We start from the raw sequence: 24997 nt of genomic DNA, 5'->3' as shown, positions 1-24997 counted from the left end.
GCTCAAGCGGAAGCTCCGGCGATATTCGGCCTTGCGGCATCAGCAAACGCTGGCATTACCGGCTGATCTCGGCGAGGATGGCCCATCCGAAAACCGGAACCGGGAGAACACCATGTTGCCTCACCCCCGTACCGGCGCGATTGCCGCGCTTATCGTTTCCATCGCCCTCTTGCCACTGTCCCCGGCGCTCGCCGCCTCGCCCGAGCCTGTCAAGGCCGAGCATGGCATGGTCGTCACCGCCCAGCATCTCGCTTCCGATGTCGGCGTCGAGGTGTTGAAGAAGGGCGGCAATGCCGTCGATGCGGCGGTTGCCGTCGGTTACGCGCTGGCCGTCGTCTATCCCACCGCCGGCAATATCGGCGGCGGCGGGTTCATGACCATCCGGCTGAAGGACGGCAAGACCACCTTCCTCGATTTCCGCGAGCGCGCGCCGCTGGCGTCCACCAAGACCATGTATCTCGACGATAAGGGCGAGATCGTCAAAGGCGCCAGCACCGCCAGCTATCTGGCGGTCGGCGTGCCCGGCTCGGTTATGGGTTTCGAGACAGCGCGTGAAAAATACGGCACGCTGTCACGGCAGGAGCTGTTGGCGCCCGCCATCCGTTTCGCCAAGATTGGTTTCGTGCTCGATCAGGGCGACGTCGCCTCGCTGCAGAATGGCGCCAAGAAGCTCTCCAAGGACAAAGCCGCCGCCGCGATCTTCCTCAAGCCGGACGGGAAGACCTTTTCGATCGGCGAAACGCTCGTCCAGCCGGAACTGGCCGCAAGCCTGAGCAGCATTTCGGAAAAAGGCCCCGACGCCTTCTACAAGGGCGCCATCGCCGACGATATCGTCAAGGCGAGCGATGCCACCGGCGGCATCCTCGCCAAGGCTGATTTCGAGCACTATACGGTCCGCGAACTCAAACCTGTGACCTGCAATTATCGCGGCTACGAGATCGCCTCCTCGCCGCCGCCAAGTTCGGGCGGCGTCATCATCTGCGAAATCCTCAATGTGCTGGAAGGCTACCCGCTGTCCTATCTCGGCTATGGATCGGCTGAAACCGTGCATGCCATGGTCGAGGCGATGCGCCATGCCTATGTCGACCGCAACTCGGCACTCGGCGATCCGGATTTCATCGAAAATCCGGTCGAAAAGCTCACCGACAAGGCCTATGCCAAGGAAATCCGCGCCAAGATCAATCCGTTCAAAGCGGGGGTTTCGAAAGACCTGATGCCGAAGGGTATGGGCGAAAGCACCGAGACGACGCATTATTCGATCATCGACAATGACGGCAATGCGGTCGCCGTCACCTATACGCTGAACGGCTCGTTCGGCGCCGGCGTGGTTGCCCCCGGAACCGGTATCCTGCTCAACAACGAGATGGACGATTTCACCTCCAAGCCCGGATCGCCCAACCTCTACGGGCTGGTGCAGGGCGAAGCCAATGCGATCGCGCCGAAGAAGACGCCGCTGTCGTCAATGAGCCCGACGATCATTTCCAAGGACGGCAAGCCGTTCATGGTCATCGGCAGCCCCGGTGGTGCGCGCATCATCACCATCACGCTGGAAGCGATCATCAACGTCATCGATCACGGAATGGGCATCCAGGAAGCCATCGACGCCCCGCGTATCCACCACCAATGGCTGCCGGACAAGGTCTACATGGAACCGTTTGCGCTCTCGTCCGATACGCTTAAGCTGTTGACCGAGATGGGCCATGACGTCGGGATCGATGCCAGCTGGACGGTCTGGGGGCAGGCGGCCGGTATCCTCGTCGGAGGCAAGAATCTGGCGGAGATCGATGCAGGCGGCGGCGCTCTTTACAACGGCGCGATGGACAGCCGCGCGACGTCGGGGGCTGCAAGGGGGTATTGAGAATACCCTCCCCTTGAGGGGGAGGGTCGGCGCGAAGCGACGGGGTGGGGTGACCTGCGGCATATGCTATTGTTTATTGCGTTCGCAGTGATCACCCCCACCCGCAGCTACGCTGCGACCTCCCCCCTCAAGGGGGAGGTAAGCTAAACCTCACCCCAGAAACCGCTTGATCGCCTCGACCTCGTTCGGCCGGATATCATGTCCGCCTGTGTGCCACTCCGTTTCCACGCTCGCTTTTTGCGCCTCAAAATAATCGGCGAGAGCCTGCGTCAACGGAGCCGGGCAGATCGGGTCGCGCTGGCCGGCGGTGATCAGGATCTTCTTGCCAGCCAGCGCCGCGTTGTCCTTCGGCTTGAAGGGGATGAGCGGATGCAGCAGGATCGCCTTGTCGAACAGGTTTGTCTCGATCAGCAGGTTGGCGAGAATGTTGGCGCCGTTGGAAAAGCCAAGGCCGATCACTTCGGATGCCTTGTGCTCCTGCGCCAGCGTGCTGACGAATGCCGCCATCTTCCCGGTCGCGCGGGCAAGGTCGGCCATGTCGTAGACGCCTTCGCCGGTGCGGCGGAAGAAGCGCGCCGCCCCATGTTCGGATACGTCGCCGCGTGGCGAGACGATCGTCGCGTCCGGCAGGAGATCGCCACCGAAATCGAAAAACTGCCGCTCGTCACCACCGGTTCCGTGAAAAACGAAGAAGATCGGATTTCCGGGTGCACCAGCCTTTAGCCGGTGCACATAGCCATAATCGGTCATAGTGTCTCTCCTTAGCCTTCCAGCTTTTGCAGGCGCTGCTCGAGAATGGGCCGCAGGTGCTTGTGCTGCTGCGGCAGCTTCAGTGCCTCGCCCAGATGCGCGGTATCTTCATCGCGATCGAAACCCGGTTCGTTGGTGGCGATCTCGAACAGGACGCCGCCCGGCGTGCGGAAATAGATCGCCCAGAAGTAGTCGCGGTCGATCACCGGCGTGACATGGTAGCCCGTATCCATCAGTGCCTTGCGCACCTCCAGCTGCTTTTCGCGGTTCTCGACCGAGAAGGCGACATGGTGCACCGAGCCCGCCCCCTGTTGGCCGCGCTGGATGTTCGGCATGGTTTCAAGGTCGATCAGGCCTGCTCCATTGCCGCCGGGCACGATCAGCCGGGTAACGCCATCCGCGGCATCCAGTGTCTCATAGCCCATGTATTTCAACAGCTCGACTGTAGCCCCTTCGTCACGAAGACGCATGGCGACCGAGTGAAAACCGCGGATCGCGTGATCTTCGGAAACGCCGTTGGCGGTCCAGACCGGTCGGCTGTCGTCGCGGACTTCCACCAGAGCAAAACCGTCGCCATCCGGGCCGGCAAAGTTCAAGCGTTTTTCACCAAAGGTCTCCTCGGCCTTCATTCCCGAAACGCCGCGCTTGGACAGGCGGTCGCTCCAGAAACCCAGCGAACCTTCAGGAACGGAGAAAACCGTGGTGCCGACTTCGCCGGTTCCAGGACGTCCCGGCCCCATGTCGGGGAACGGAAAATAGGTCATCACCGATCCGGGAGCACCGGTCTCGTCGCCGTAATAGAGATGATAGACATCGGGTGCATCAAAATTGACGGTCTTCTTGACGCGGCGCAGGCCGAGCGTGTCGGTGAAAAATTGATTGTTGGTACGGGCGTCTGCCGCCATCGAGGTGACGTGATGCAGTCCCTTGATCTGAGTGAGCATGATCTCATCCCTTTCTGCCCAAGCTGGGCTTCGTGTCGCCGCTATAGATGTGCCGATTTCGGCACCAGCGATAGGCGCGCAGGGCTGGACGCATTGTCTTCGTTTACTGAACAGTCGAAAATCAGTGTTCAAGGAAACGTCGATTTATGGTGTCTGAATTGTCATCATCCGCATAAAAGCTATGAGCGTGCGACGACCTGCTGGAGCGTGGTATTTCCGGACCATGGGAGGCGCGGGAAGAAAAGATAGATGCAATCTGAAGTATTATTGGATGCAACAAGAAAAACTAAAAGTTGACAAACCGCAAACAACCATCTACATCTGCCTTCATCGATAGTTGTTTGACTGATATTTGTTTCTGCCCGCGCTTGCCGCGTCTCTGACGAACTTCCCCCTTCAAAAATCGAGACTACTGATCACCGTGCGTCGTACGGTGATGGATACATGTTGCTATTGAAAGGGTTCGTTATGACCACTGGCACAGTTAAATGGTTCAATTCCACCAAGGGCTTCGGCTTCATTCAGCCTGACAACGGCGGTCCGGACGTTTTCGTCCACATCTCCGCTGTTGAGCGTGCCGGCATGCGCGAAATCGTTGAAGGCCAGAAGCTCGGCTACGAGATGGAACGCGACAACAAGTCGGGCAAAATGTCCGCCTGCCAGCTCCAGGCTGCCTAAATCGGATTGCGCCTCTCCGGTGACCACGGATGTACTGGCATCGTTGAAGAGGCAAAATCCAACGGAAGGTCAGGCAAATCGCCTGGCCTTTTTTTCTTGGCTGAACGGCCAATATACGCACCGTATTCGACAGAACGATCTGGACGAAACGCCGGTGCGACAGCACCAGGATATGATTTTGACCGATAATTCGACAAAAGCCCGCGACCAGGCGGAATCGGCATTCAGCCGCACACAAACCCAGTTCATGGCCCGCACCCGGACGATTTCGGAAATCGATGCGGTCGCAGCCGAGCGGGATGCGAAGACGCTGCGCCTGCGCGAATTGCGGCTGGAAAAAGAAGCTGAAGCAACCGCCAAGGCTGCGGCAGCAGAAAAACCAGCAAAACGCTGATTGTCTGGCGTGGCTTTTCCGGCCGCCATATAGCTGTAATCATTCAGTCTTAGTAAAATAGGACGGAAAAGACGGCCGCCTATCTATTTTTTTGCTGCTTCCACTCTATCTTGGGAATGCGCAAAATGCGAAACGAGACTTATGTCGGCTGGCATGGCGACGAATTCTTTCCCGGCCAATCCCGACCAACCCTAAATCTGCAAACAAGGACGACGAAGATTGAGACACGCATCCGATAATGGCTTTGCCGATCGGCGCAAAGCCGCAGCCGAAGCTAAGCAGCAGCTTTTGAAGAAGTTTGCAACGGCACCGAAGGCTGACGATCCGGAACTGGCAGCCAAGCTCGCCGAGCGGCAGGCCAATACGGCTGCGCGCGAAGCCCGCCGCGCTGAACGCGACCGGCTGAAGCAGGAAGAAAACGAGCGCCAGCTCGCGGAAGCCGCAGCATTGACGGCAGCCGCAGAACTGGAATCGCGCGCTGAAGCCATCGCTCGCGAAGAAGCCGCCCGTGACCGCATCGCCCGCGTTGTCGCCGACGAAGCCGAACGCAAGGCCGAGCGCGATCGCCGCTATGCCGCCCGCAAGGCCCGCCAGCGCTAATTACGAGTGAAGGCCGGACCGACGTCCGGCCTCCTCATTGGCTCCATAGCCGAAAACTTTGATATTATTTGCAAACCAATTGCACCGTCCCGGCCGCCGTCCTCAGACAGACGCTGAGGACACTGCGAGAGCTTTACGAGGAATAGGACGCCTCAGGCGCCCTCCCCGCTTTCTGCAAGCTTTTTCTGGTCCATCGCCGCCTTCACGGTCGCAGCCGCCGCTGCTGCTGCCGATGGGTCGTTGCTGGCTACCTGGACCGTCGGCGAGGCGAAGACGACGCCATTGGTGGTGAACGCTTCGCGGATCATCATGTAGGCCTTCCGGCGGATCGTTGTCTGGTAACCCGGCTTGGTCATCATCGCGAAGCTCAGGTTAATGCCGTAATCGCCAAACTGCTCGACGCCCTTCATCTTCAGCGTCTCCAGGATCATCGCCCCGTACTCCTCGTCCTCGAGAAGGGCTGCACCGACAACCTTGACCATCTTACGGACCTTGTTGATGTCGGTGTCGTAGCCAACCGAGATCGTGAACTTGTCGATCACCCAGTCGCGGCTCATGTTCTGCACCGCGCCGAGCGTGCCGAAGGGCACGGTGAAAACCGGACCACGGTGGTGGCGCAGCCGCACCGACCGGATGCTGAAGGACTCGACGGTTCCCTTGTAGCTGCCGCTCTGAATATATTCCCCGACCCGGAAAGCATCGTCCATCATGTAGAAGACGCCGCTGATCACGTCCTTGACGAGGGTTTGCGAACCAAAACCGATGGCGACACCAAAGATGCCGGCACCGGCAATCAGCGGGGCCACCTGAACGCCAAGACCGGAGAGAACCATCAACACCGCAATCACTGCGATAATGACGGCCAGCACGGTGCGCAGCAGCGGCAGCAGTGTCAGCAGCCGCCCGTTTCGCGCCGCATGCGCCGTGTCGCCGGTCACGGAAGACCGCGCATGCTCCAGTGTACGGTTGATCACTGCCTTGACGATCTGCCAGAGGATGTCGGCGACAAGCAGAATGACCGCACCTGCCAAAACACCCTGGACGAGGCGGTCGGCCATCGCGTCGCCAGTAAACATCGCCGAGCGCTTGCTGACAATGAAGGCGAGCCAGAGCACCGCGAGCGTGATGATCAGCGCCCGCGCGCCCCGTTCCACCAGCACCTCGATGACGGGATTGCCGCTGCCGGGCAGGTCGGGCTGGCCGGCGAACGCGTTTCGCGCCATCGTGGTGGTTGCCTTCAGCAGGCCCGGCAAAATCAGCGCGTAGATGCCCAGCCACATAACGATGACGATGCCAGCAACCCAGAGCGCCCAGAGCAGGCAGAGATAGAATGTCAGCGCCCATTCCATGGCGCCGCGGCCGTGGGGCCGGGAGATTGCTGCGGGCCGGTTCCAGACGGTTTCAATGCCAACCAGCAGTAGGCCGAGACCAAGCGCATAGACAATCACACCCCTCACGGCAGGCGTGATGCTCAAAGCCTCCATCACGCCGACCAGAGCCCAGCCGGCAAACAGGATACACGCGAGCCAGAAGATGCGCCTATACCAGAAGAGCCCGGACGCATGATCGGCCGATGCCAACCCGGTCGCGCTTTCAACCCCTTTGGCTGTATCCGGGCCGACCAGCAGCAGCCTCGCAATACGGATCACGAAACGGCAGGCAATAACGCCCAGAAGCAAGGGCAGCATCAGCGCATCGAGCAGCGGCGGCCATGTCATGGCCATGAACAAGCCCAGACTGGCGAGGCTAAAAGCGACGAGCGGTGCCAGCAAGGCAAACAGGTGGCGTCCGGCAGCGTACAAGGGGCTTTCGTGCGCGCCGTCCGCATGCGCCAAGGTTGCATGCAGGCGGCTGCGGCGCGCGATGCGGTGGAACAGCCATTCAGCACCCAAGCCGATCAGAACCAAGGTTAGAAACAGTACGAAGACGCCAAAAGGACCGTGTCCATTGATATCGGAGGCGATCGTTGCACCGGCCCGCATGAACTCGGACGGAACCAGCGGAATGGCCTGCGCGATATGGCGCAGATGATTCCGGACCCGGTCTCCCCAGGCATTGAATTCCGTCGCGGACATATCCGTTTCAGGCTCGGCAACCGGTGCGGCCGTCTGCTTGTTGAGCAAGGCGCGAATCTCGGGATCGTCCAGCAGTTTGATCAGCTGATCGACCTTGTCCGCCGATGCGGGCGGACTTGCGGCCTGCGCAAGAACTGGTTGGATGGACGCAGTTCCGGCGCCAAACGCCAAGGCAACGACAAACCAAAACCGCAACAACAACAGCCTGATATCACCAGTCTTTTTCATGCGCCGAACCCCCTCAGCTCATATCACCCCGATTGCACTTTCGTGCATTTTAGAGAGTTAGAGCATTCACCGGGACCTTTGTCACCTGCAACCGCGCGGCGCAGCAAAAGGCATGGCATTTTGTGCCATTCCGGTGCATTGGGGGAATCGTGCGGCGCTAACCTCTTGTCACCAGCGCGATGGCTGCGGCCAGCATCTCGCCGGAAAAAGGCTTGACCACCAGTTGCACGCCAGGCCCCGGCGTCACGCCGTCGACCTCGCTATGGCCCGTGGCGAAAATCACCGGCAAATCGGACACCAGAGCCTTGGCGCGTTCGGCCAGCATTACCCCCGACATATCCGGAAGACCGACATCGGTGACAAGAACGTTGATCGGCTGCTGGGACAGAACCGCAAGTGCCGTCTTGGCGTCGGCTGCCTCGAAAACCGTGTGCCCTTGATCTTCCAGCATGTCGATCATGCTTGCCCGGATCAGCCAGTCATCCTCGCACACCAGGATCGTCCGCTTGCCATCCGGCAACTGGCCGGCCTCGGCATGTTTCACCTGCGGCTCAGCAACTGGTACTTTTGCCAGCACATGGCGGATCCGGCGGGCAAGCGCCTCGCGGGTATAGGGCTTGCTCAACAGCTCGACGCCTTCATCGAGACGGCCGGAATGAACAATCGAATTTTCGGTATAGCCAGAGGTAAACAGCACGCCAAGCTGCGGCAACCGTTCTCTTGCCTTGCGCGCCAGTTCCGGGCTTTTCAACGTTCCCGGCATGACGACATCGGTGAACAGCAGGTCGATGGAGGCGCCGCTTTCGATGACCGTCAGTGCGCTTTGTGCGTCCTTGGCTTTCAAGACCCGATAACCGAGATCGCTGAGGATGGCGACCACGGTTTCGCGCACTGCCTCATCATCCTCAGCCACGAGAATGGTTTCACTGCCGCCGGTGATCGGGCCGGAATCACGCTCGATGAGCACGTCTTCGGACTGGGTCGAACGCGGCAGATAAATCTTGATTGTCGTGCCGTGGCCCAGTTCGCTGTAGATCTTGATATGGCCGCCGGACTGCTTGACGAAACCATAGACCATCGACAGGCCGAGCCCCGTGCCCCGGCCCTCGGGCTTGGTGGTGAAGAACGGTTCAAAAACCTTCTCCAGCGTTTCCGGTGACATGCCCGATCCCATATCGGTCACCGCAAGCAGGACGTATTGCCCCGGCGGAACGTCGGCATAAGCCTCGGTGTATTTGGCGTCGAGATACGCATTGCCCGCTTCGATCGTCAGTTTGCCGCTGCCGTTCATCGCATCGCGCGCATTGATGGCGAGATTGAGGATCGCGTTTTCGACATTGCCCGGGTCGATATGAGTGTTCCAAAGGCCGCCGGCGACGATCGTCTCGATTTCGATCGCCTCACCCAGCGACCGGCGCAGAATGTCATCGAGATTGCGCACCAGACGGCCAATGTTGACCACCTTCGGGGCAAGCGGCTGGCGGCGGCCGAACGCCAGCAATTGCGAGGCGAGTTTCGATCCGCGCGCAACGCCGGCCATGGCATTCTGGATGCGCTGTTCGGCGCGCTCATTGCCCGGTACTTCGCTGATCAGTAGCTGGAGATTGCCGCTGATCACCTGCAGGAGATTGTTGAAGTCATGGGCAACGCCACCAGTCAGATTGCCGATCGATTCCATCTTCTGGCTCTGGCGCAGGGCATCCTGGGTCTGCAGCAGTTCGGACGTGCGCGCCTCGACCCGCTGCTCGAGCGTTGCCGCCAGCTCCGCCAACGCGGCTTCGGCGATCTTCTGCTCCTGGATATCGGTGTTGGTGCCGATCCACTTTTCGATCTTGCCGGAGCGATCCCGCAGCGAAACGGCGCGGGCGATATGCCAGCGATAGGCGCCATCATGGCGGCGAAGCCTGAACTCAGTTTCGTACTGCTCGCCCGTATGGCGCGCCGCAGCCCAGGCTTCGGCAGCATCGTTGATGTCGTCGGGATGCACGATGGCGCCCCAGCTATCACCATCGAGCGTGCCGGCAGGCGCACCGCTATAGCGGTAGACGCGGTCGTTGAACCAGTCCAGCAGGCCATCCGGAGAGGCGGTCCAGACGTGATTGGGCATCGATTGCGCCAGATTGCGAAACCGCGCCTCGCTTTCGGCAACGGCCTGCTCGACAAGCTTGCGGCTGGAGATATCGACAAAGAGCGCCGCAAATCTGTCCGGACCCGCCTTGCGCGCCCTCACCTCAAACCAGCGGCCCTCCAGCGCCGCCACCTGGACCTCGAAAACCTGGGCTATCCCGGTATCGACCACTTCAGCATAGACTTCAAAGACATCATCCGAAATCGCCGGAATAACGGCACGGACGCTGCGTCCGAGCGCACTGTCGGCCGGTACCCCCGAGTGCTTTTCGAAGGCCGGGTTGACCTCGACAAACCGGAAATCGTGGATCAGGCCCTGATGGTCGCGCATGACCTCGCCGACGAAGAAGCCTTCCTGCATCTGCTCGAACAGCCCGCGCCAGCGCGCCTCGCCTTCGCGAACCGCAGCCTCAGCGCATTTGCGATCGGTGATATCGAAGGCAATGCCGATGAACCGGCGCTGGCCGCTTTCCGGGCTGGACACGACCTCGCCCCGCCGGGCGATCCAGCGGACCTCTCCGGTTTTGGGATCGATCCGGCGATATTCGACATAGTCGAGTGGATTGCTGTGGCTGAGTTTTGCCGGACCGGTATTGGCACGATCCTCCGGATGCAGCAGGCCAACCAGAAGCTTGTCCGTGACCACGACATCCGGTGCGAGACCCCAGATCCGGCGATATTCGTCCGAAACATCCAGCATGCCGGTTTGCGGATACCATTCGAACGTACCGATGCCGCCTGCTTCCTGGGCAATGCGCAGCCGCTGTTCGGTGCGGACCCGTTGCGTCGTGTCCTTGATGATCGCCATGACACCGACCGGCATGCCGTTTTCGTCCGGCACCGGGCTGTAGTCGAGGTTCAGCCAGACATCCTCCGGCGATCCATTGCGCTCGATAACCAGATGTTGATCGCGATAGCCAAGTGTTCCGCCACCCAGCACGACCTTCAGCACATTGGCGTTGAAGTCCGCGACTTCGGGCCAATATTCCCGTACATTCGAACCAAGCGAGACCGGATGGCGTTCGCCGGCAAATTCGGCATAACCTTCATTGTAGATCATCACGCCATCCTCGCCCCAGAGCAGGATCATCGGCACCTTGGCGCGCAGGATGATGGCAACGACGGACTTGAGGTTTCCCGGCCAGCTCGAAAGCGGGCCGATCGACGTCTTCGCCCAGTCGAAATCATGGATCAGCGACGCGATCTCGCCACCCTCGGCCAGGAACGGGTAGCGCGTGTCGGATGCTGGCGGTTGCATGAAAACCTGAAATGAAAGAGGAGCCCCAGCTGCGAAATCAATCGTCAGCACGTGCTAGATAGCGCGTTTCATAGGTACATCAATCGGCCTTCGACAAATTTTCGCCCTTTTTTGACAGCGGCGGCAAAGAGTGCAGCCAAGCCCGGCAAATCCTTGAAATATTTCCATTCAGGTACAGTCGAATGGAACAAATAATGCGTTGCACAATTACCTTGAGCAGATTTTGCAAAGAGGGGATTTTCCGCAATGGACGCCAAGTTGGAGCAATACAGAATAGAATCCGGCGAATGGCAGCAGCTCGGCGCCGTTCCGGATCAGGATGGCGTGAACTTTGCGCTGTTTTCGGCCCATGCGGAGCGGGTCGAGCTCTGCCTGTTTGATGACAGCGGTTCGATCGAAACCGCGCGCATTGAATTGCCCGAATACACAAATGAAGTCTGGCACGGCTACATTCCCGGCCTGAAGCCGGGCGCGCTCTACGGCTACCGCGTTCACGGTCCCTACGATCCCGCCAACGGCCATCGTTTCAATGCCAACAAGCTGTTGATCGACCCCTATGCCCGCGAACTGGTTGGTGAGGTCGCCTGGTCGAAGGCGCATTTCGGCTATGATATAGAAGCTGATGACAAGGACCTGTCCTTCAATAACAGCGATAGTGCCGCAGGCATGCCGAAATGCCGGATCATCGACCCGAAAGCCTATGACTGGAATGCCGATCGCGGTCCCCATATCCCTTGGGCAAAGACGATATTCTATGAAACCCATGTCAAGGGCTTCACGCAGCTGCATCCGGCTATTCCCGAAAACCTGCGCGGTACGTTCGAAGGTCTCGGTCACAAGGCGATCGTCGATTATCTGAAAAGCATCGGCATTACCTCTGTCGAGCTTTTGCCGATCCATTTCTTTCCGGATGACAGTCACCTCACGGAAAAGGGGCTGCATAACTTCTGGGGTTACAACAGCCTCGGCTTTTTCGCACCGGCAACGCGCTACTATGGCCCGCGCGGCATGGACGGTTTTCGCGACATGGTGCGGGCGCTGCATGACGGCGGCATCGAGGTCATCCTCGACGTGGTCTACAACCACACCGCCGAAGGCAACGAACTCGGGCCCACCCTTTCACTCAAGGGCATCGACAACTTTTCCTATTACCGTACGCTGCCCGACGATCACCGCTACTACATCAACGACACCGGCACCGGCAACACGGTCAACACCTCGCATCCGCGGGTGCTGCAGATGGTGACGGACTCGCTGCGCTACTGGGTCGAAGACATGCACATCGACGGGTTCCGCTTCGATTTGGGTACCATCCTCGGCCGCGAACCCGAAGGTTTCGACCAGCGCGGCGGCTTTTTCGACGCCGTGTCGCAGGATCCCGTTCTCTCCAGGGTCAAGCTGGTCGGCGAACCGTGGGACATCGGTCCCGGCGGCTATCAGGTCGGTAGTTTTCCGCCAGGCTGGGCCGAATGGAACGACAAGTACCGCGACACGGTGCGCGACTACTGGAAGGATACCGACGGCACGGCGCCGGATTTTGCCGCGCGCCTGCTCGGCTCCGGTGACATCTACGATCAGCGCGGACGGCGGCCCTGGGCGAGCGTCAATTTCATCTCGGCCCATGACGGCTTCACCCTCAACGACCTCGTTTCCTACAACGAGAAGCACAACGAGGCGAACGGCGAAGACAACAAGGATGGCCACAGCGACAACCGCAGCGACAATTACGGCGTGGAAGGCCCGACCGACGATGCCGCGATCAACGCGGTGCGCGACCAGCAGAAGCGCAATCTTCTGGCCACGCTGCTGCTCTCACACGGCACGCCGATGCTGCTGGCCGGTGATGAATTCGGCCGCAGCCAGATGGGCAACAACAATGGCTATTGCCAGGACAGCGAGATCAGCTGGGTGCACTGGGAGAACCTGCCGGGCAGTGCCGAAGAACTGCGCGATTTTGTCCGGAAACTGACGGCGCTGCGCGCTGCCCAGCCCCTGCTTCGCCGCGAAAGCTGGCGCGATGGCATGGTCGTGACATGGCTCAATCCCGGCGGAGGAGAACAGACGCAAGAGCAGTGGCAGGACGAGGGCGGTATGACGCTGGGTGTTCGGCTTTCCCGTGAGGACCTCAAGAGCGTCGATGGCGTCTGGTCCGAGACGCTGATCCTCTTCAACCCGCATGATGGGCCTGTGCCCTTCACATTGCCGGATTCACCGTCCGGGAGGTGGGCTTGCGCACTCACGACGGCGGCCCCTGCGGACACAGAGGCCCGCCAAGACGTGCAAACCGTCTTCGAGCTTCCGGCCCGCAGCCTCGCACTGTTTCATCCTGCCTAAAACGGCAGAACGGCGGATGATCCCCAACGGCGCTCCTACGGGCGCCGTTACTCCGCAGCCTTCGCCCGCGGGACCGGCCGAGCCTTGCGGCCGGGAATAAGCTGGGCATAGAGCGCTGCATATTGTTCTGCACTCCGCTCCCAGGAGAAATTGGCCTTCATGCCCTGGTTTTGCAGACGCGCCCATTTCTTCGGTTCGCGATAGGCGGCAAAGGCGCGGTGAATGGAGAGCCGCAGGTTTTCGGCCGTGGCCGGATGGAACTGGAAGCCGGTTGCCACACGAGCGGAGATCGCCGCATCATTGGCATCGATGATGGTTTCCGACAGGCCGCCGGTGCGCGACACCACCGGTACTGCACCATAACGCAGGGCATAGAGCTGGGTGAGACCGCAGGGCTCGAAGCGTGACGGCTGAATGATGACATCCGAGCCGCCATGAATGAGATGGGCGGTTGCCTCGTCATAACCGATCCGGACACCGATGCGATCGGGGTGCCGGCCGGCAATGGCCAGAAGTGCCGTCTCGATATGCTCCTCACCCTTGCCGAGAACGATCAATCGGCCACCAAGAGCCGCGACTTCTTCCGCCACCTCGGCCAGCATGTCGCCGCCCTTTTGCCATGTCAGCCGCGTCACGGCAGCAAAGACCGGTCCCGGTCCGTCGTCCAGCCGAAAGGTCTCCAGCAGTTTGGCGCGGTTCTGTCCCCGCAGCCTGATCCGCTTGTGATCGTAGTTGACCGGCAAATACCCGTCCGTTGCCGGGTTCCAGACATCCATGTCGATACCGTTGACGATGCCCGTCAGCGTGCGTGGGCGCGAACTCAGTGCGCCGGCCATGCCCATGCCGAGTTCCGGCCCGATGACTTCGCGCGCATAGGTGGGGCTGACCGTGGTGATGGCGCTGGCGGTGCGAATACCGCCCTTCAGGTAGCTGACATCGCCGTAATATTCGAGGCAATCGAGCGAAACGCTTTCCGGCGGCAGGCCGATCTGGCTGACAACCGAAATTGGAAACTGGCCCTGGAATGCCAGGTTGTGGATCGTCAGGACGCTGGGCACTGTCTTGGCATTGCTCGAATACTGCATGTAGACGGAGGTTAGCGCGGTCTGCCAGTCATGGGTATGGACGACATCCGGAGACCAGTCCGCGAGCAATCCACCGGCAATGGCCGAGGCCACATAGGACAACACGGCAAAACGCTTCCAGTTGTCCGGATGATCGTGGCCGGTCTGGTCGAGATAGGGACCGCCGGGACGATTGTAGAGGGCGGGTGCATCCAGGATCAGTAGATCGAGCTGCTCATAGCGGGCCTCGAGCAACGACGCCGGGGCGCCAAACAGGTCCGGGAAGAAATAGATCTGCCGGGCATCGGGAAGCTTTGCAAACAGTGGCGGATAACCGGGCACCAGCGTGCGTGTGTAGCAATTGTAGCCCTCAAGGGCCTTCGGCAGCGAGCCTGTCACATCCGCAAGCCCGCCGGTCTTGATCAATGGAAAAATTTCCGACGTCACCGAAAGTATCTTCACGCAGGTCACGTTCCTTTTACCACCGGTTGTCACGGCGACGCAGTTTCACGAAGCACGCCGCAGAGCCCCATGATGTTGCAAAGCGCAGTCGATGTCCGCAGAAAAGCGCACTGCGGTGCAAAAAATTTTGCGCCGCAAAATAACGCGCCAGAAATGTCCTAATTTTCATCCGCCGCCCATGCAAGCGGTGCCGCGAGACCAGAGTACCGAGACGTGGAGTGCCATCACCCGGCACTCCACGAAAGCTCAAGAAATCAAGCGGTCTTGCTGCGCTTCCGAGGAACAGGCTCGATGGGGGCGTCGTTCTTGACGACGGAAAGTTTGGAGGTCTTGACCGGTGCCGGCGTTTCGCTTGCCGCCGCATTGGCCTCCTCTGTCAATTCCCGCAATGCCAGCAGCCAATGCACGTCATGGCTGCCGTCCGGCCGGCCATCGGCCTCCCAAAGAGCGTAAGCCCGTAGTCTGATGTCGTCTTCGCTGATATCCGTCATCTGCTTCTCTCCCCTTGTCAAAGTGGCCAAATAGAAACTGCGACGAGAGCACTTGGTTCCGCCGGAAAAGCCCTTTGCGAAATTATATCGCCCGGAATCTTTGCGACGACTGAACCAGGAGTTTTACAGCGGACCTGCACGCTCCCAAGATTGCGAAATGGACGCGGTCAAAAAACGATTCGCATCTCAATGCTACGCTCAATTGACGTGCAGGCGAACGAATTCACAACCCAAGACGGCGTTTTACACCACCTTCTGTGGAACCAAAGGCAACCAGCACCGTTATGATCCGCGCAGCGGCTTTTGGGGGCCGGCGCTTCAGGAGTGTGTCATGCGAAAAATCGTGTTTGCCTTGGTGCTGTTGGCCATACCCGTGACCTTCCCGGCCGCCGCCCAGTCGATGAAGGTTGAAGACCTCTGCGTGAAGGTGGCCAAAAATCTGCTGATGACCGACACCCTGCATACCGGCGTCGTCCAGTCGTTTCCCGAGCTGAAGCCGCCCGGCGCGCGCATGACCTATTCCACGCGCGATGGCGTAGAGAAGAAGGACATGGTCGATACGATCGAATGCCAGTTTGACAACGCCAAGGCACCCTTCGGGCTGAAGCGTTTTTGCTTGGCCAGCACGTGCTACTCGGCCGACGAAAAGAACGAAGAAAACAAACGCCGTTTCGACGAGGTGCGCATCCTGTTGGAACGCGAAGGCCTCTAACCGCAGGGCCTCTGTTAACGCCCTGTCTTCGTCGCCATCCAGATCACGTGGCGGGCACCTTTACCCTTGGTGCTGGCGCGAACCGACAGTTCTTCAACAGCAAAGCCGGCCTCCTTCAGCCGGCGGGTGAAACCGGCATCGGGCGCTGACGACCAGACGGAAAGAACGCCGTTCGGCTTCAGCGCCGTACGCGCAGCCCGAAGACCCGAGACGCTGTAAAGATTGTCGTTTGCCCGGCGGGTCAGCCCTTCCGGGCCATTGTCGACATCCAGCAGGATCGCGTCATATTCGCCGGTTCCCGGCTGGATGAGACGTCCGACATCACCTTCGCGGATCGAGACCCTTGCATCATCAAGACAACCGGCAAACACCTCGGCCATGGGACCGCGCGCCCAGGCGACCACGGCAGGCACCAGTTCGCCGACTGTTATCCGCGCGTCCGACGGAAGCTCCGCCAGTGCCGCTCTCAGCGTAAAGCCCATGCCGAGCCCGCCGATCAGCATATGCGGCCGCGGGTGGCTGCGCACCCGCTCGTAGGACAGACGGGCCAGAGCCTCTTCCGAACCGCTCAACCGGCTGTTCATCAGCTCGATTGTACCGAGCATGATGGAGAATTCGCCGCCGCGCTGCTTCAGGCGCAACTCGCCGCCGCCATCGGGCATAATTGCGGTGTCAATCAGGGTCCAGGGTATCACGGGCGCTTCCAATCATTGAGGCGCCCGCGATAGCACAAATGAGCTTCGAAAACAGCCTAAAGCGTCGCCAATGCCCGGTTGGACATGGCGCCGCCATAGGCCTTGCGGATCGCCGCCTTCTTCTCCAGTGACTCGATAATATCTTCGGAAAAATCGACCTTGTGCATCGCGGCGATTTCCGGAAGTCCGCCTGGTGTGAACACGTTGATCTCAAGGATCTTGTCACCGACGATGTCGAGACCGACGAGGAACATGCCGTCTTCGATCAGTTTGGGGCGGACCATCTCGGCGACGGCGAGAATGTCATCGGTGATTTTGACCGCCTCAGCCGTTCCAGCCGCATGCATGTTGGAACGGACCTCACCCTTGGCAGGAACCCGGCGGAACGCGGCATAGGCACCATCACGCTCCAGCGGTTTGCCGTTCATCATGAAGAAACGGATATCGCCGGCCTTGGCTTCCGGTAGATAGCCCTGCGCGATCAGGTAGCCCTCGCCGCTGACGGCTTCGAAAATCTGATTGAGATTGGCATCGTCGGGCGTCGCGATCTTGAAAACATTCTTGCCGCCCGAGCCCTGCAGCGGCTTCAGGATGACCCCCTTGCGATGATCAGCGATAAAGGCACGGATTTCCTCAATGCTCTTGGAAATCAATGTTTCCGGGCGCACCGCTTCGGGAAAGCCTTGGAAATACAGCTTGTTCTGGGCAAGAGCCAACCCTGCCGGATCGTTGACAACGATCGCTCCCCGCTCGCTGGCCAGCCGTCCAAACATTGCGCCGATATGGGCGGCCCACGGCCGGTCGTCGGAATCGAGTGACGGATCGTTGCGCAGAAAAATGACGTCGACCTCGCGGACGTCGATCGTCTGGACCTTGGCGTCCTTGCCTTGAAAATGGTCGTGGACGGCCTGAGCGTTCTTGTACTTTCCGGCGGCGACCGTGGTCGCCCGCACCATCAGGCTATCATCCGGCCGCAGGACAAAATCGCCCGGCGCGATGTAGCAGACGTCATGGCCACGGGCGAGCGCTGCCATGGCCAATGCGGTGGTGGTGAAATGAGGTTCCTCGCTCTCGATCGAATTGACGAAGAATGCGACGCGCATGGTGGCTCCTAACTGATGATCATATCCAGGGGGTTCAGTCCTGCCCGCGCCTTGTCGAGGCGGGCTTGTGCTTGCGGATGGGTGAGAAAGGCAGGGCGGATGACCGGCGCCTTGAGCAGGCCGCGCAGGCTCAATTCCTGCATCACCCGGAAATGCGAGGCGGAAATCTTGCCCATCCAGAATGGATCAAGCGCACCGCCGGATTTCAGATGGCTGAGCAATTCCAGTAGGCCACGCAGGTAAATCGCGTCCTTGGCGAGCCCGCCGCCGCGATAGAGCCGCATGGCCAGATGGAAGGCGGCGACCGGACCGAACCTGTGTTCGCCGACAAGTACGCCGTAAGTCTCGGTAAACGGCCGCCCTTCCAGCATCGCCGAACAGGCAACGACCCGGGCTGCTATCAGGCGTAGCCGCCCGACGGTCATGCCGCCGGCCATGTATTCGGAGAATACGGCAAGGCCTTCCTGCATGCCCTCATAGCCGGCGAGGCCTGACCGGAACAGTCGCAGCCCCTGCGCCGAGCCGTTGAAATAGGTGAGGAGATGCACGCCGATCTCGTGGCTCAAAAGCGCGTGCACACGGCCTCTCGGCATCAGCGTCTGGCGCGAAATCAGCAGACGTTCACCCGAAACCAGCATGCCGGACGGCAGGTCGTCGCGCAGTTCGACCTCAGCCGCAAAACCCGGATATTGCCGTTGATAATCCGCAATCATCGCACGGGCCGCAGCTTCGACTTCGTCGCAATCGGCTGTCTCCGGATCGCTCTCGATATCATCGCCATCATTGGCGAGTACCGCCGTTTTTGCCAGGATTTCAGTGGCCACTCGATAGAGCGATGGTTCTACCGGGCCATAGAGGGCACGGCCATATTCGACGAAGCGGCCGGTTTCGCGCGCCGAGATCAGCGACAGTTGCAGGTCAAGTTCCTGCTGCTTTTCCCGGTAGAGATGGTAGAGGACCGGGTCCTCGAAGCGGTCGAAAGCCACGGAAAACAGTTTCCGTTTTTCGGTCTCAACCTGCACGGAGAGCGGCCGGTAGAGGAATAGCGGCTCCTGCTTGAACTTGCCCGTCTTGAACGCCTGCCAGGCAGCTTCGGTATTGATCGGCGTGACGGCCAGCAGGAAATCAAAGCTGGAAGCCACATCATCGATGCTGCGGTCGGCGCGGGTAACGGCATCGACAAAAGCCTTGCGGCCCAGCGCCCGGTGCGTCGTCAATTTCAGACTTTGGGTTACGCCGACAAACGCCGCAAAAGCCTTCAAACCGGCGTCAAAGATATTGGCAACAAGGCGCTCGCGCAGATCGGGGTAAATATTTCCGGATTCCGGCTGCCGGTAGATCGGCGCGAACCGGACGGCGACCAGGGGAAAGCCGGTCTGCTCGATCAACCTTGCTGCCTGGGCGTCCGTTTTGATGTCGAACCAGTTGATATGCGGCGTGCGGAACTTCACCTGGCGGATATCGGTGCCTTCGGCCAGTGCGGCCGCAGCTTTTTGCGCCGCAACGTCGTCCGTCGACGCGATCCTGATTTCGAAAGGTGGAAGGTAGGGCGCATCGTCGGTAATCAGTGTGTCATGATCGAGTTCGTCGATGTCCAGCAGCAGGAACGCGCCAAAGCGCTCACTGAGAAGTGCCCCGACCGCCTCGATGATCGGCAAGGCTTCCTCGATGTCATCAACCACCAGATAGGACGCATTGGCAGCGGCGATGTCTCTTGCCGCAAGATCGTCCCTGCCCCTGCCGATATGGACGGACAGGAAGGGCAATGGCCGATCGATGTGAAGGCGGCCGCCATTGTCGAAATCCTTGCGCACCGATTTGTCCGTCCGGATGCAGTCGAGGATGTCTTCCAGCCATGGTGAATGGCTGGCGTTGGTATCGCCATGTTTGCGGCGCGGGCTGGTCATGACCGCGCTCGCAAAGTCTCGTGCAGAACAGGCAGTGACAGACGGATCATTTCCCGCATGGCTTTCAGCGCTTCGATGTCCGGCTCGCCGGTCCACTCGTCCATGAAGAACTTCTTGAACTCGATGGCGATGGCGCAACCGGTTTCCGGGAACCGTTCGTGGACGAAACGCGTCTGCTCGCCCTTGCCCTGAAAGGCGACGTTTTCCCGCACATCCATATGCTGACCGCGAAATTCAAAGCTGCGCAACTGTTCGATGAAGGCATCCAGCACCGGCGCCCAGCGCTCGCGATCCATCGAGGACGTGCCGATGTTGATCTGCGGCGCCTTTTCGAAAGGCGTTTCGGGACCGTTGGGCCCCTCGCGGCGATGATTGTAACTGTGCATGTCGAGAAGGACGAAGGCGCCGTATTGTTGTTCGATACCCCGGAGATAGGTTTCCAGCATGGCATAATAGGCGTCGTGCACGCCAAGCGAGGATGCGATGGCATGATCCGGCAATTTCTGCGCCCAGACCTTCAATCCCCAGGCCTGTTCCGGAGTGAGATAGATCGCACCCTCGCGGGCACGGTTGATATCGATCTCGAAGCGGGAGCGGTGGAAGACGATGCGGTTAAGCAGATCGCGAATGAAGAACTCGGTGAACGGATCCTCTTCCCGCAGCCGCTGATCGGCGCTGAGACCAAGGAAGTCCTGCAAGTCACTGCGGATATGAAGACCATTGTGAATAGCCGTGCCGATAATCGGTGAGGCGCCGCGATGGGCAGACCACCAGTCCGCAGGGTCCGGATCGACAATGAATTCCTGGAAAGGGGGCATGCCGTCCTTCTCGTTGACGGGCAGCGTCGGAGCTGCGCTTTTCAATCAACGGGTAAATGGACGCGACGCAAGTTTGTTCCATCGAAAGCTTCGATGTGAACAGCGATCAGCCTATGCGAGCAGGATCGTACAGGCGGAACTTTAGACTTCGGAGCCGACTGCTTCGGCTGTATTCTTTACCGGCTGGCGGAAAGAGGCGATGGCGGCCTCGCAGGCGCGCATGAAGCGCATGGACGGGCCTTCGCTACCGCTCGCAAGCTTGCTCACCTGCGCACCCTCCATCAGCATCGACAGGGTATCGGAGAGCAGCTCCGGCTCACTCACGCCAGCATCGCGACAGAGCTTTTCAAGACGCCGTTGTTGGGCAAGCTTGAAGTTTTCGATCACCGCATGGGCCGGATGACCCTGTTCCTTGAGTTCAACCGCCGCATTGGCAAGGTCACAGCCATATTTATTGTCGGCCAGACACTGCGCCCGGGCTTTCACCCAGCTATGAAGCTGGGCCATCGGATCGTTTGGATGGGAGGCCTCGAGTTGGTCCCAAAAAGCTGCGGTTTTCTCCGACGTGAACCGCAATGCCTCGCAAATAAGGTCGTCTTTCGAGCCGAAATGACGGTAGAGCGTCATCTTGTTGGTCTCGGCCGCCTCAGCGATCGCATCGACGCCGATACCGCGAATGCCGTGTTGCCGAAACAGCTCACAAGCTGTTGAAACAATACGATCTCGCGGTGCTTGGCGCGCCTGCACACCGTCACCATTTTCCAGCCTTACATCTGCCGGTTTCGGAGACGATACGGATTTTACGTTTTTATTGACGAGACTTCTTGACATAGGTGTGACCGGTCGGTAACTATTCAAATGTTACTTACTGGTAACACCACACTGCAACGATGTCAAGGTTAAGACACCGGACGGGATCCGCCCGCCGGAAAAGACGATGAACCTGAAGGAATACCCCAATGCACCAGGCAAACAGCGATCTGACCATCCATGAGGTCCTGACAGACCCGATGATCCGTGCCGTTATGCGTGCGGATGGCGTCACGACCAATGAAATGAAAACGCTTCTCTATTCCGCTGCCAGCGCGCTTCGCCAGATGCAGCCGGGAACGGTGAGCGCCAAAAATCATACGGCCAACCTGCTGGCGGCTCCCAAGCGCCGCCTGCTGTCGATGGTCCACCCGCTCGCTTCGCGCTCCGACTGCTTACGCATGAGCGCGTAACGAAAACTAGTTCTCCCAGCGCATCCCCCAACAGAATGCGCAAACAGACCCAGCCGGGCACCTCCGCCGGCTGGGTTTTTGTTTGTGGACATGATCGGCGGCGCGCGCTCAGACCTTGACGTCCAACTCGGCAAAATCTTCCGTTCCAAAGAACTTGAGATAGCGCTCGACCTCGGAAGGCTCGCCCGTCGCCTTGCGCGGATTGTCCGACAGCTTGACGGCAGCATGACCGTTGGCATCACTGACCTTGCAGACGATGGAAATCGGATTGAGACCGCTGATCTGGGTCGGGGCGCAACCGGCAAAATCATTCGTCAGGTTGGTTCCCCAACCGAAACTCATGCGCACCCGTCCCTGGAAATGCCGGTAGGTTTCCAAAATCGTTTCGACATCCAGGCCATCCGAGAAGATCAGCAGCTTTTCCGTGGGATCGCGGCCCATCCTGTTCCACCAGGCAATGATCTTCTCACCGCCCTCGATCGGCGGCGCGCTGTCGGGACGAAAGCCGGTCCAGTCGGCAACCCAATCGGGCGCATTTCGCAGAAAAGCCGCTGTGCCGAAGGCATCGGGCAGAACGATCAGCAGGTTGCCACCATAGAGCTGGTTCCAGTCCTGCAGAACCTTGTACGGCGCCAGGCCGAGCTCCTGATCGTTGCGCGCCAGCGCCGCCACGACCATCGGCAGCTCGTGTGCGTTGGTGCCGAGCGCTTCGAGATCGGTATCCATGGCGAGCAGCACATTGCTGGTGCCGGAAAACGACTTGCCAATGCCTTCCTTCAGCGCCTCGACGCACCAGCGCTGCCACAGGAAGCTATGGCGGCGGCGGGTGCCGAAGTCGGAGATGCGCAGGTCCGGATGGGCCTTGAGCTGCTCGACCTTCGACCACATCTTGGCCTTTGCGCGCGCATAAAGCACATCGAGCGCGAACGGCCCCATGTCCTTCATCGCGGTGCGGGAGCGCAATTCGTTGATGATCGCCAGCGCCGGGATTTCCCACATCGTCGTGTGGGTCCACTTGCCGGGGAAGGTCAACTCGTACTGGCCATGCTTGCGGGATAGTTCGTAGTCGGGCAGCTGGAAATCGGCGAGCCAGGCGAGGAAATCCGGGGCGAAGATCTGCTTCTTGCCATAAAACGTATTGCCGGCGAGCCAGATCATTTCCTTCTTGGTGAACCGCAGGCCTCGGACATAATCCAGTTGCTCGCGCAGTTCCTGCTCGTCGATCTCGTCGGTCAACAGGACTGTCTTGGTGCGATTGATCACCGAGAAGGTTGCATCGACCTCCGGATAGAGGCGCCAGATCATCTGCAGCATCAAAAGCTTGTAGAAATCCGTATCGAGCAGGCTGCGCACGACTGGATCGAGTTTCCAGGCATTGTTGTAGACCCGGCGAGCGATGTCGGTCTTGGTCATGAAAGGTCTCTCCCGCTCCGGCACTCAAGGGCGATGCGCGCGGTGCATCACTATGCGCATGGTTCACCCTGCAGTCATGACACGGCATTCGGCCTTGCCGCAACAGATTGATGCAACAAAGCAAATCTCCAAAAGAAGAAAGCCCGACAGGGGTGCGTTTGCCGCCGAGCATGGGACTAGGAGAAATCACACTATAACAATAAAATATCACAAAACACCATGTATATGGTTGAAATTCTCATAGAGATCGTTATCTTCAGGGCAGTACCAAACCGCGCGAAAGCACTCCGATGAAGCCCGAAGACCGGCGCCAGGCGATCATGGATATCCTGATGGAAACGGGCTCGGCTTCGGTCGAGGACCTCGCCGGGCGGTTCGTCGTCAGCAAGATGACCGTGCACCGCGATCTCGACGATCTCGAACAGGCCGGCCTGTTGCGCAAGGTGCATGGTGGCGCTTCGATCCAGTCGAGTCCCCAGTTCGAAAGCGATTTCCGCTATCGTGAAAAAATTGCTGCGGAAGAAAAGCGGCGGCTGGCGCAGCATGCGGCAACGCTGATCGAGCCCGGCCAGATCATCATTATCGACGACGGATCGACGGCCGGTGGCATAGCCGAGTACCTCAAGGATATCCGGCCGTTGACGGTCATCACTAACAATCTCGGTGTGATCAACAAGCTGGCGGCCGTCGCCGGCATCGACGTGATTTCGCTGGGCGGCCAGTATTCAAAAAAATTCAACGGGTTTTTCGGCATTACCACGGAAGAGGCCCTGCGCTCGCTGCGGGCCGACACGGCTTTCCTGTCGAGCTCCGCCATCCATGGTGCATCCGCCTTCCATCAGGATCAGGAAGTCGTCCAGACCAAACGCCAGATGATGAAGTCGGCGGCGCGGGCCGTCCTGCTTGTCGATCACGGCAAATTCGGCAAATCCGCCCTGCACTTCCTGACCGGGCTCGAGGCGTTCGACATGGTCCTGACCGGCGCGGAAATCGAAGCGTCCGTCGAGCAGGGCCTCAAGGAGGCCGGCATCAAGCTTCAGAAGATTAGCGGCAAAACCGCAGAGGAAACAGCATGACAAAAACATCGGTCTGGGTTGGAACCAGCTGGAAAATGAACAAGACACTCGCCGAAGCGATGGTCTTTGCCGACGGATTGGCGGAGGCCGACGCGACGCGCGACAACCGCGTCCAGCGTTTCGTCATTCCGCCCTTCACAGCGACCCGTCAGGTGAAGGAGCGGCTTGCCGCAACCAGCGTCAAGGTCGGCGCGCAGAACATGCACTGGGACGATGCCGGCGCCTGGACCGGTGAAATTTCACCGGTCATGCTCAAGGATTGCAATCTCGATATCGTCGAGCTTGGCCACAGCGAACGGCGCGAACATTTTGGCGAGACGGACCGAACGGTGGGTTTGAAGACAGCCGCTGCTGTCCGGCATGGCCTGATCCCGCTGATCTGCATCGGCGAGACGCTGGCGGAGCGTGAGGCGGGCCAAGCAGACATCGTCCTGCGCCGCCAGGTCGAAGGCGCTCTTGCGCTGCTCGAAGGAGCCGACAAGGCCAAGCCGGTGTTGCTTGCCTACGAACCGGTCTGGGCAATCGGTGTCAACGGCATTCCCGCCTCATCCGATTATGCCGATGAGCGCCACGCCCTGATCGCCGAGTGGGCCAAGGCCAGCCTTGGCGTTTCCGTACCGGTTCTCTACGGCGGCAGCGTTAATCCCGGCAATTGCGAGGAGCTGATTGCCAAGCCGCATATCGACGGCCTGTTCATCGGACGCTCGGCCTGGGACATCGCAGGCTATCTCGACATCCTGAAACGCGTCGCCTCGGCGCTCTGAAACAACAGTCAACGGAAGGATAC

21 protein-coding genes are annotated in these 24997 nt (G+C 59.8%); 9 read left to right on the top strand and 12 right to left on the bottom strand.

Features of this window, described 5'->3' with window-relative positions:
- The first annotated feature begins 112 nt into the window (after positions 1 to 112).
- Positions 113 to 1858, top strand: a complete 1746-nt coding sequence (gene ggt / locus ACQY8Q_RS02225) for a gamma-glutamyltransferase (protein WP_428424229.1) — start codon at positions 113 to 115, stop codon at positions 1856 to 1858.
- Positions 1859 to 2008: 150 nt separating this feature from the next.
- Here ggt and ACQY8Q_RS02220 read toward each other — a convergent pair whose 3' ends face one another.
- Positions 2009 to 2608 (bottom strand): alpha/beta hydrolase, encoded by a 600-nt coding sequence (locus ACQY8Q_RS02220; protein WP_428424227.1) that lies wholly within the window; start codon positions 2606 to 2608, stop codon positions 2009 to 2011.
- A gap of 11 nt (positions 2609 to 2619) precedes the next feature.
- Positions 2620 to 3552: a VOC family protein gene (locus ACQY8Q_RS02215; RefSeq protein WP_428424225.1), complete on the bottom strand. Its 933-nt coding sequence runs from the start codon at positions 3550 to 3552 to the stop codon at positions 2620 to 2622.
- A gap of 468 nt (positions 3553 to 4020) precedes the next feature.
- Here ACQY8Q_RS02215 and ACQY8Q_RS02210 point away from each other — a divergent pair, with 468 nt between their 5' ends.
- The 3 genes from ACQY8Q_RS02210 (at position 4021) to ACQY8Q_RS02200 (ending at position 5224) form a co-directional block, all read left to right on the top strand.
- Positions 4021 to 4230, top strand: coding sequence for a cold-shock protein (locus tag ACQY8Q_RS02210; protein WP_060637157.1), 210 nt, complete (start codon positions 4021 to 4023; stop codon positions 4228 to 4230).
- 172 nt (positions 4231 to 4402) lie between these two features.
- On the top strand, positions 4403 to 4624 hold the full coding sequence (locus tag ACQY8Q_RS02205) for a hypothetical protein (protein ID WP_428424223.1): 222 nt from the start codon (positions 4403 to 4405) through the stop codon (positions 4622 to 4624).
- Between the two features lie 219 nt (positions 4625 to 4843).
- Positions 4844 to 5224 carry a DUF6481 family protein gene (locus tag ACQY8Q_RS02200; protein WP_113242548.1) on the top strand — a complete coding sequence of 127 codons (381 nt, stop codon included), beginning with the start codon at positions 4844 to 4846 and terminating at the stop codon, positions 5222 to 5224.
- Positions 5225 to 5376: 152 nt separating this feature from the next.
- On the opposite strand, the gene ACQY8Q_RS02195 is transcribed toward ACQY8Q_RS02200, so the two are convergent.
- A complete protein-coding gene (locus tag ACQY8Q_RS02195) occupies positions 5377 to 7527 on the bottom strand; it encodes a mechanosensitive ion channel family protein (RefSeq protein ID WP_428424221.1) in 2151 nt (716 codons plus the stop codon).
- 157 nt (positions 7528 to 7684) lie between these two features.
- On the bottom strand, positions 7685 to 10912 hold the full coding sequence (locus ACQY8Q_RS02190; RefSeq protein WP_428424219.1) for a PAS domain S-box protein: 3228 nt from the start codon (positions 10910 to 10912) through the stop codon (positions 7685 to 7687).
- A 246-nt stretch (positions 10913 to 11158) separates the two neighbouring features.
- Between ACQY8Q_RS02190 and glgX the strand changes: the two genes are divergently transcribed.
- Positions 11159 to 13246, top strand: coding sequence for a glycogen debranching protein GlgX (gene glgX, locus ACQY8Q_RS02185; protein WP_428424217.1), 2088 nt, complete (start codon positions 11159 to 11161; stop codon positions 13244 to 13246).
- Between the two features lie 47 nt (positions 13247 to 13293).
- Here glgX and glgA read toward each other — a convergent pair whose 3' ends face one another.
- Positions 13294 to 14772: a glycogen synthase GlgA gene (glgA, locus tag ACQY8Q_RS02180; protein WP_428424215.1), complete on the bottom strand. Its 1479-nt coding sequence runs from the start codon at positions 14770 to 14772 to the stop codon at positions 13294 to 13296.
- A gap of 254 nt (positions 14773 to 15026) precedes the next feature.
- Entirely contained in the window at positions 15027 to 15263 is a 237-nt protein-coding gene (locus ACQY8Q_RS02175; protein ID WP_428424213.1) for a DUF2934 domain-containing protein, read from the bottom strand.
- A gap of 157 nt (positions 15264 to 15420) precedes the next feature.
- Here ACQY8Q_RS02175 and ACQY8Q_RS02170 point away from each other — a divergent pair, with 157 nt between their 5' ends.
- The gene (locus ACQY8Q_RS02170) at positions 15421 to 15975 is read left to right on the top strand and encodes a hypothetical protein (protein ID WP_428424211.1); all 555 of its coding nucleotides are present in this window, start codon (positions 15421 to 15423) and stop codon (positions 15973 to 15975) included.
- A 14-nt stretch (positions 15976 to 15989) separates the two neighbouring features.
- Here the strand turns inward: ACQY8Q_RS02170 and ACQY8Q_RS02165 are convergent, their stop codons facing one another.
- The 5 genes from ACQY8Q_RS02165 to ACQY8Q_RS02145 form a co-directional block, all read right to left on the bottom strand.
- A complete protein-coding gene (locus ACQY8Q_RS02165) occupies positions 15990 to 16670 on the bottom strand; it encodes a spermidine synthase (RefSeq protein ID WP_428424209.1) in 681 nt (226 codons plus the stop codon).
- A 56-nt stretch (positions 16671 to 16726) separates the two neighbouring features.
- Positions 16727 to 17773 (bottom strand): glutathione synthetase, encoded by a 1047-nt coding sequence (locus tag ACQY8Q_RS02160; protein WP_428424207.1) that lies wholly within the window; start codon positions 17771 to 17773, stop codon positions 16727 to 16729.
- 8 nt (positions 17774 to 17781) lie between these two features.
- Positions 17782 to 19680 (bottom strand): flavohemoglobin expression-modulating QEGLA motif protein, encoded by a 1899-nt coding sequence (locus tag ACQY8Q_RS02155; protein WP_428424205.1) that lies wholly within the window; start codon positions 19678 to 19680, stop codon positions 17782 to 17784.
- Complete coding sequence (locus tag ACQY8Q_RS02150) at positions 19677 to 20498, bottom strand: N-formylglutamate amidohydrolase (protein WP_428424203.1); 822 nt, start codon at positions 20496 to 20498, stop codon at positions 19677 to 19679. Before ACQY8Q_RS02150 ends, ACQY8Q_RS02155 begins: the two co-directional genes overlap by 4 nt.
- 141 nt (positions 20499 to 20639) lie before the next feature.
- Positions 20640 to 21329: a TetR/AcrR family transcriptional regulator gene (locus ACQY8Q_RS02145; protein WP_428425514.1), complete on the bottom strand. Its 690-nt coding sequence runs from the start codon at positions 21327 to 21329 to the stop codon at positions 20640 to 20642.
- A gap of 128 nt (positions 21330 to 21457) precedes the next feature.
- Between ACQY8Q_RS02145 and ACQY8Q_RS02140 the strand changes: the two genes are divergently transcribed.
- On the top strand, positions 21458 to 21721 hold the full coding sequence (locus ACQY8Q_RS02140; RefSeq protein WP_037110229.1) for a hypothetical protein: 264 nt from the start codon (positions 21458 to 21460) through the stop codon (positions 21719 to 21721).
- 108 nt (positions 21722 to 21829) lie between these two features.
- On the opposite strand, the gene pncB is transcribed toward ACQY8Q_RS02140, so the two are convergent.
- Positions 21830 to 23134 (bottom strand): nicotinate phosphoribosyltransferase, encoded by a 1305-nt coding sequence (gene pncB, locus ACQY8Q_RS02135; RefSeq protein WP_428424200.1) that lies wholly within the window; start codon positions 23132 to 23134, stop codon positions 21830 to 21832.
- 290 nt (positions 23135 to 23424) lie between these two features.
- On the opposite strand from pncB, the gene ACQY8Q_RS02130 reads away from it, so the two are divergent.
- Together ACQY8Q_RS02130 and ACQY8Q_RS02125 are read left to right on the top strand one after the other, a co-directional pair.
- A complete protein-coding gene (locus ACQY8Q_RS02130) occupies positions 23425 to 24210 on the top strand; it encodes a DeoR/GlpR family DNA-binding transcription regulator (protein WP_428424198.1) in 786 nt (261 codons plus the stop codon).
- Entirely contained in the window at positions 24207 to 24974 is a 768-nt protein-coding gene (locus tag ACQY8Q_RS02125; protein ID WP_428424196.1) for a triose-phosphate isomerase, read from the top strand. Before ACQY8Q_RS02130 ends, ACQY8Q_RS02125 begins: the two co-directional genes overlap by 4 nt.
- Positions 24975 to 24997 lie beyond the last annotated feature (23 nt).

The organism is Pararhizobium sp. (genome assembly GCF_965279435.1).
Classification (GTDB): Bacteria; Pseudomonadota; Alphaproteobacteria; order Rhizobiales; family Rhizobiaceae; genus Pararhizobium.
Note: the sequence above shows the minus strand (reverse complement) of the source record. Positions and strands in the feature narration are given on the sequence as shown.

Coding starts and splice junctions, on each gene's coding strand:
- ggt (WP_428424229.1), top strand. CDS start 113: ATGTTGCCTCACCCCCGTACCGGCGCGATTGCCGCGCTTATCGTTTCC.
- ACQY8Q_RS02220 (WP_428424227.1), bottom strand. CDS start 2,608: ATGACCGATTATGGCTATGTGCACCGGCTAAAGGCTGGTGCACCCGGA.
- ACQY8Q_RS02215 (WP_428424225.1), bottom strand. CDS start 3,552: ATGCTCACTCAGATCAAGGGACTGCATCACGTCACCTCGATGGCGGCA.
- ACQY8Q_RS02210 (WP_060637157.1), top strand. CDS start 4,021: ATGACCACTGGCACAGTTAAATGGTTCAATTCCACCAAGGGCTTCGGC.
- ACQY8Q_RS02205 (WP_428424223.1), top strand. CDS start 4,403: ATGATTTTGACCGATAATTCGACAAAAGCCCGCGACCAGGCGGAATCG.
- ACQY8Q_RS02195 (WP_428424221.1), bottom strand. CDS start 7,527: ATGAAAAAGACTGGTGATATCAGGCTGTTGTTGTTGCGGTTTTGGTTT.
- ACQY8Q_RS02190 (WP_428424219.1), bottom strand. CDS start 10,912: ATGCAACCGCCAGCATCCGACACGCGCTACCCGTTCCTGGCCGAGGGT.
- glgX (WP_428424217.1), top strand. CDS start 11,159: ATGGACGCCAAGTTGGAGCAATACAGAATAGAATCCGGCGAATGGCAG.
- ACQY8Q_RS02175 (WP_428424213.1), bottom strand. CDS start 15,263: ATGACGGATATCAGCGAAGACGACATCAGACTACGGGCTTACGCTCTT.
- ACQY8Q_RS02170 (WP_428424211.1), top strand. CDS start 15,421: ATGGACGCGGTCAAAAAACGATTCGCATCTCAATGCTACGCTCAATTG.
- ACQY8Q_RS02160 (WP_428424207.1), bottom strand. CDS start 17,773: ATGCGCGTCGCATTCTTCGTCAATTCGATCGAGAGCGAGGAACCTCAT.
- ACQY8Q_RS02155 (WP_428424205.1), bottom strand. CDS start 19,680: ATGACCAGCCCGCGCCGCAAACATGGCGATACCAACGCCAGCCATTCA.
- ACQY8Q_RS02150 (WP_428424203.1), bottom strand. CDS start 20,498: ATGCCCCCTTTCCAGGAATTCATTGTCGATCCGGACCCTGCGGACTGG.
- ACQY8Q_RS02145 (WP_428425514.1), bottom strand. CDS start 21,329: ATGTCAAGAAGTCTCGTCAATAAAAACGTAAAATCCGTATCGTCTCCG.
- ACQY8Q_RS02140 (WP_037110229.1), top strand. CDS start 21,458: ATGCACCAGGCAAACAGCGATCTGACCATCCATGAGGTCCTGACAGAC.
- pncB (WP_428424200.1), bottom strand. CDS start 23,134: ATGACCAAGACCGACATCGCTCGCCGGGTCTACAACAATGCCTGGAAA.
- ACQY8Q_RS02130 (WP_428424198.1), top strand. CDS start 23,425: ATGAAGCCCGAAGACCGGCGCCAGGCGATCATGGATATCCTGATGGAA.
- ACQY8Q_RS02125 (WP_428424196.1), top strand. CDS start 24,207: ATGACAAAAACATCGGTCTGGGTTGGAACCAGCTGGAAAATGAACAAG.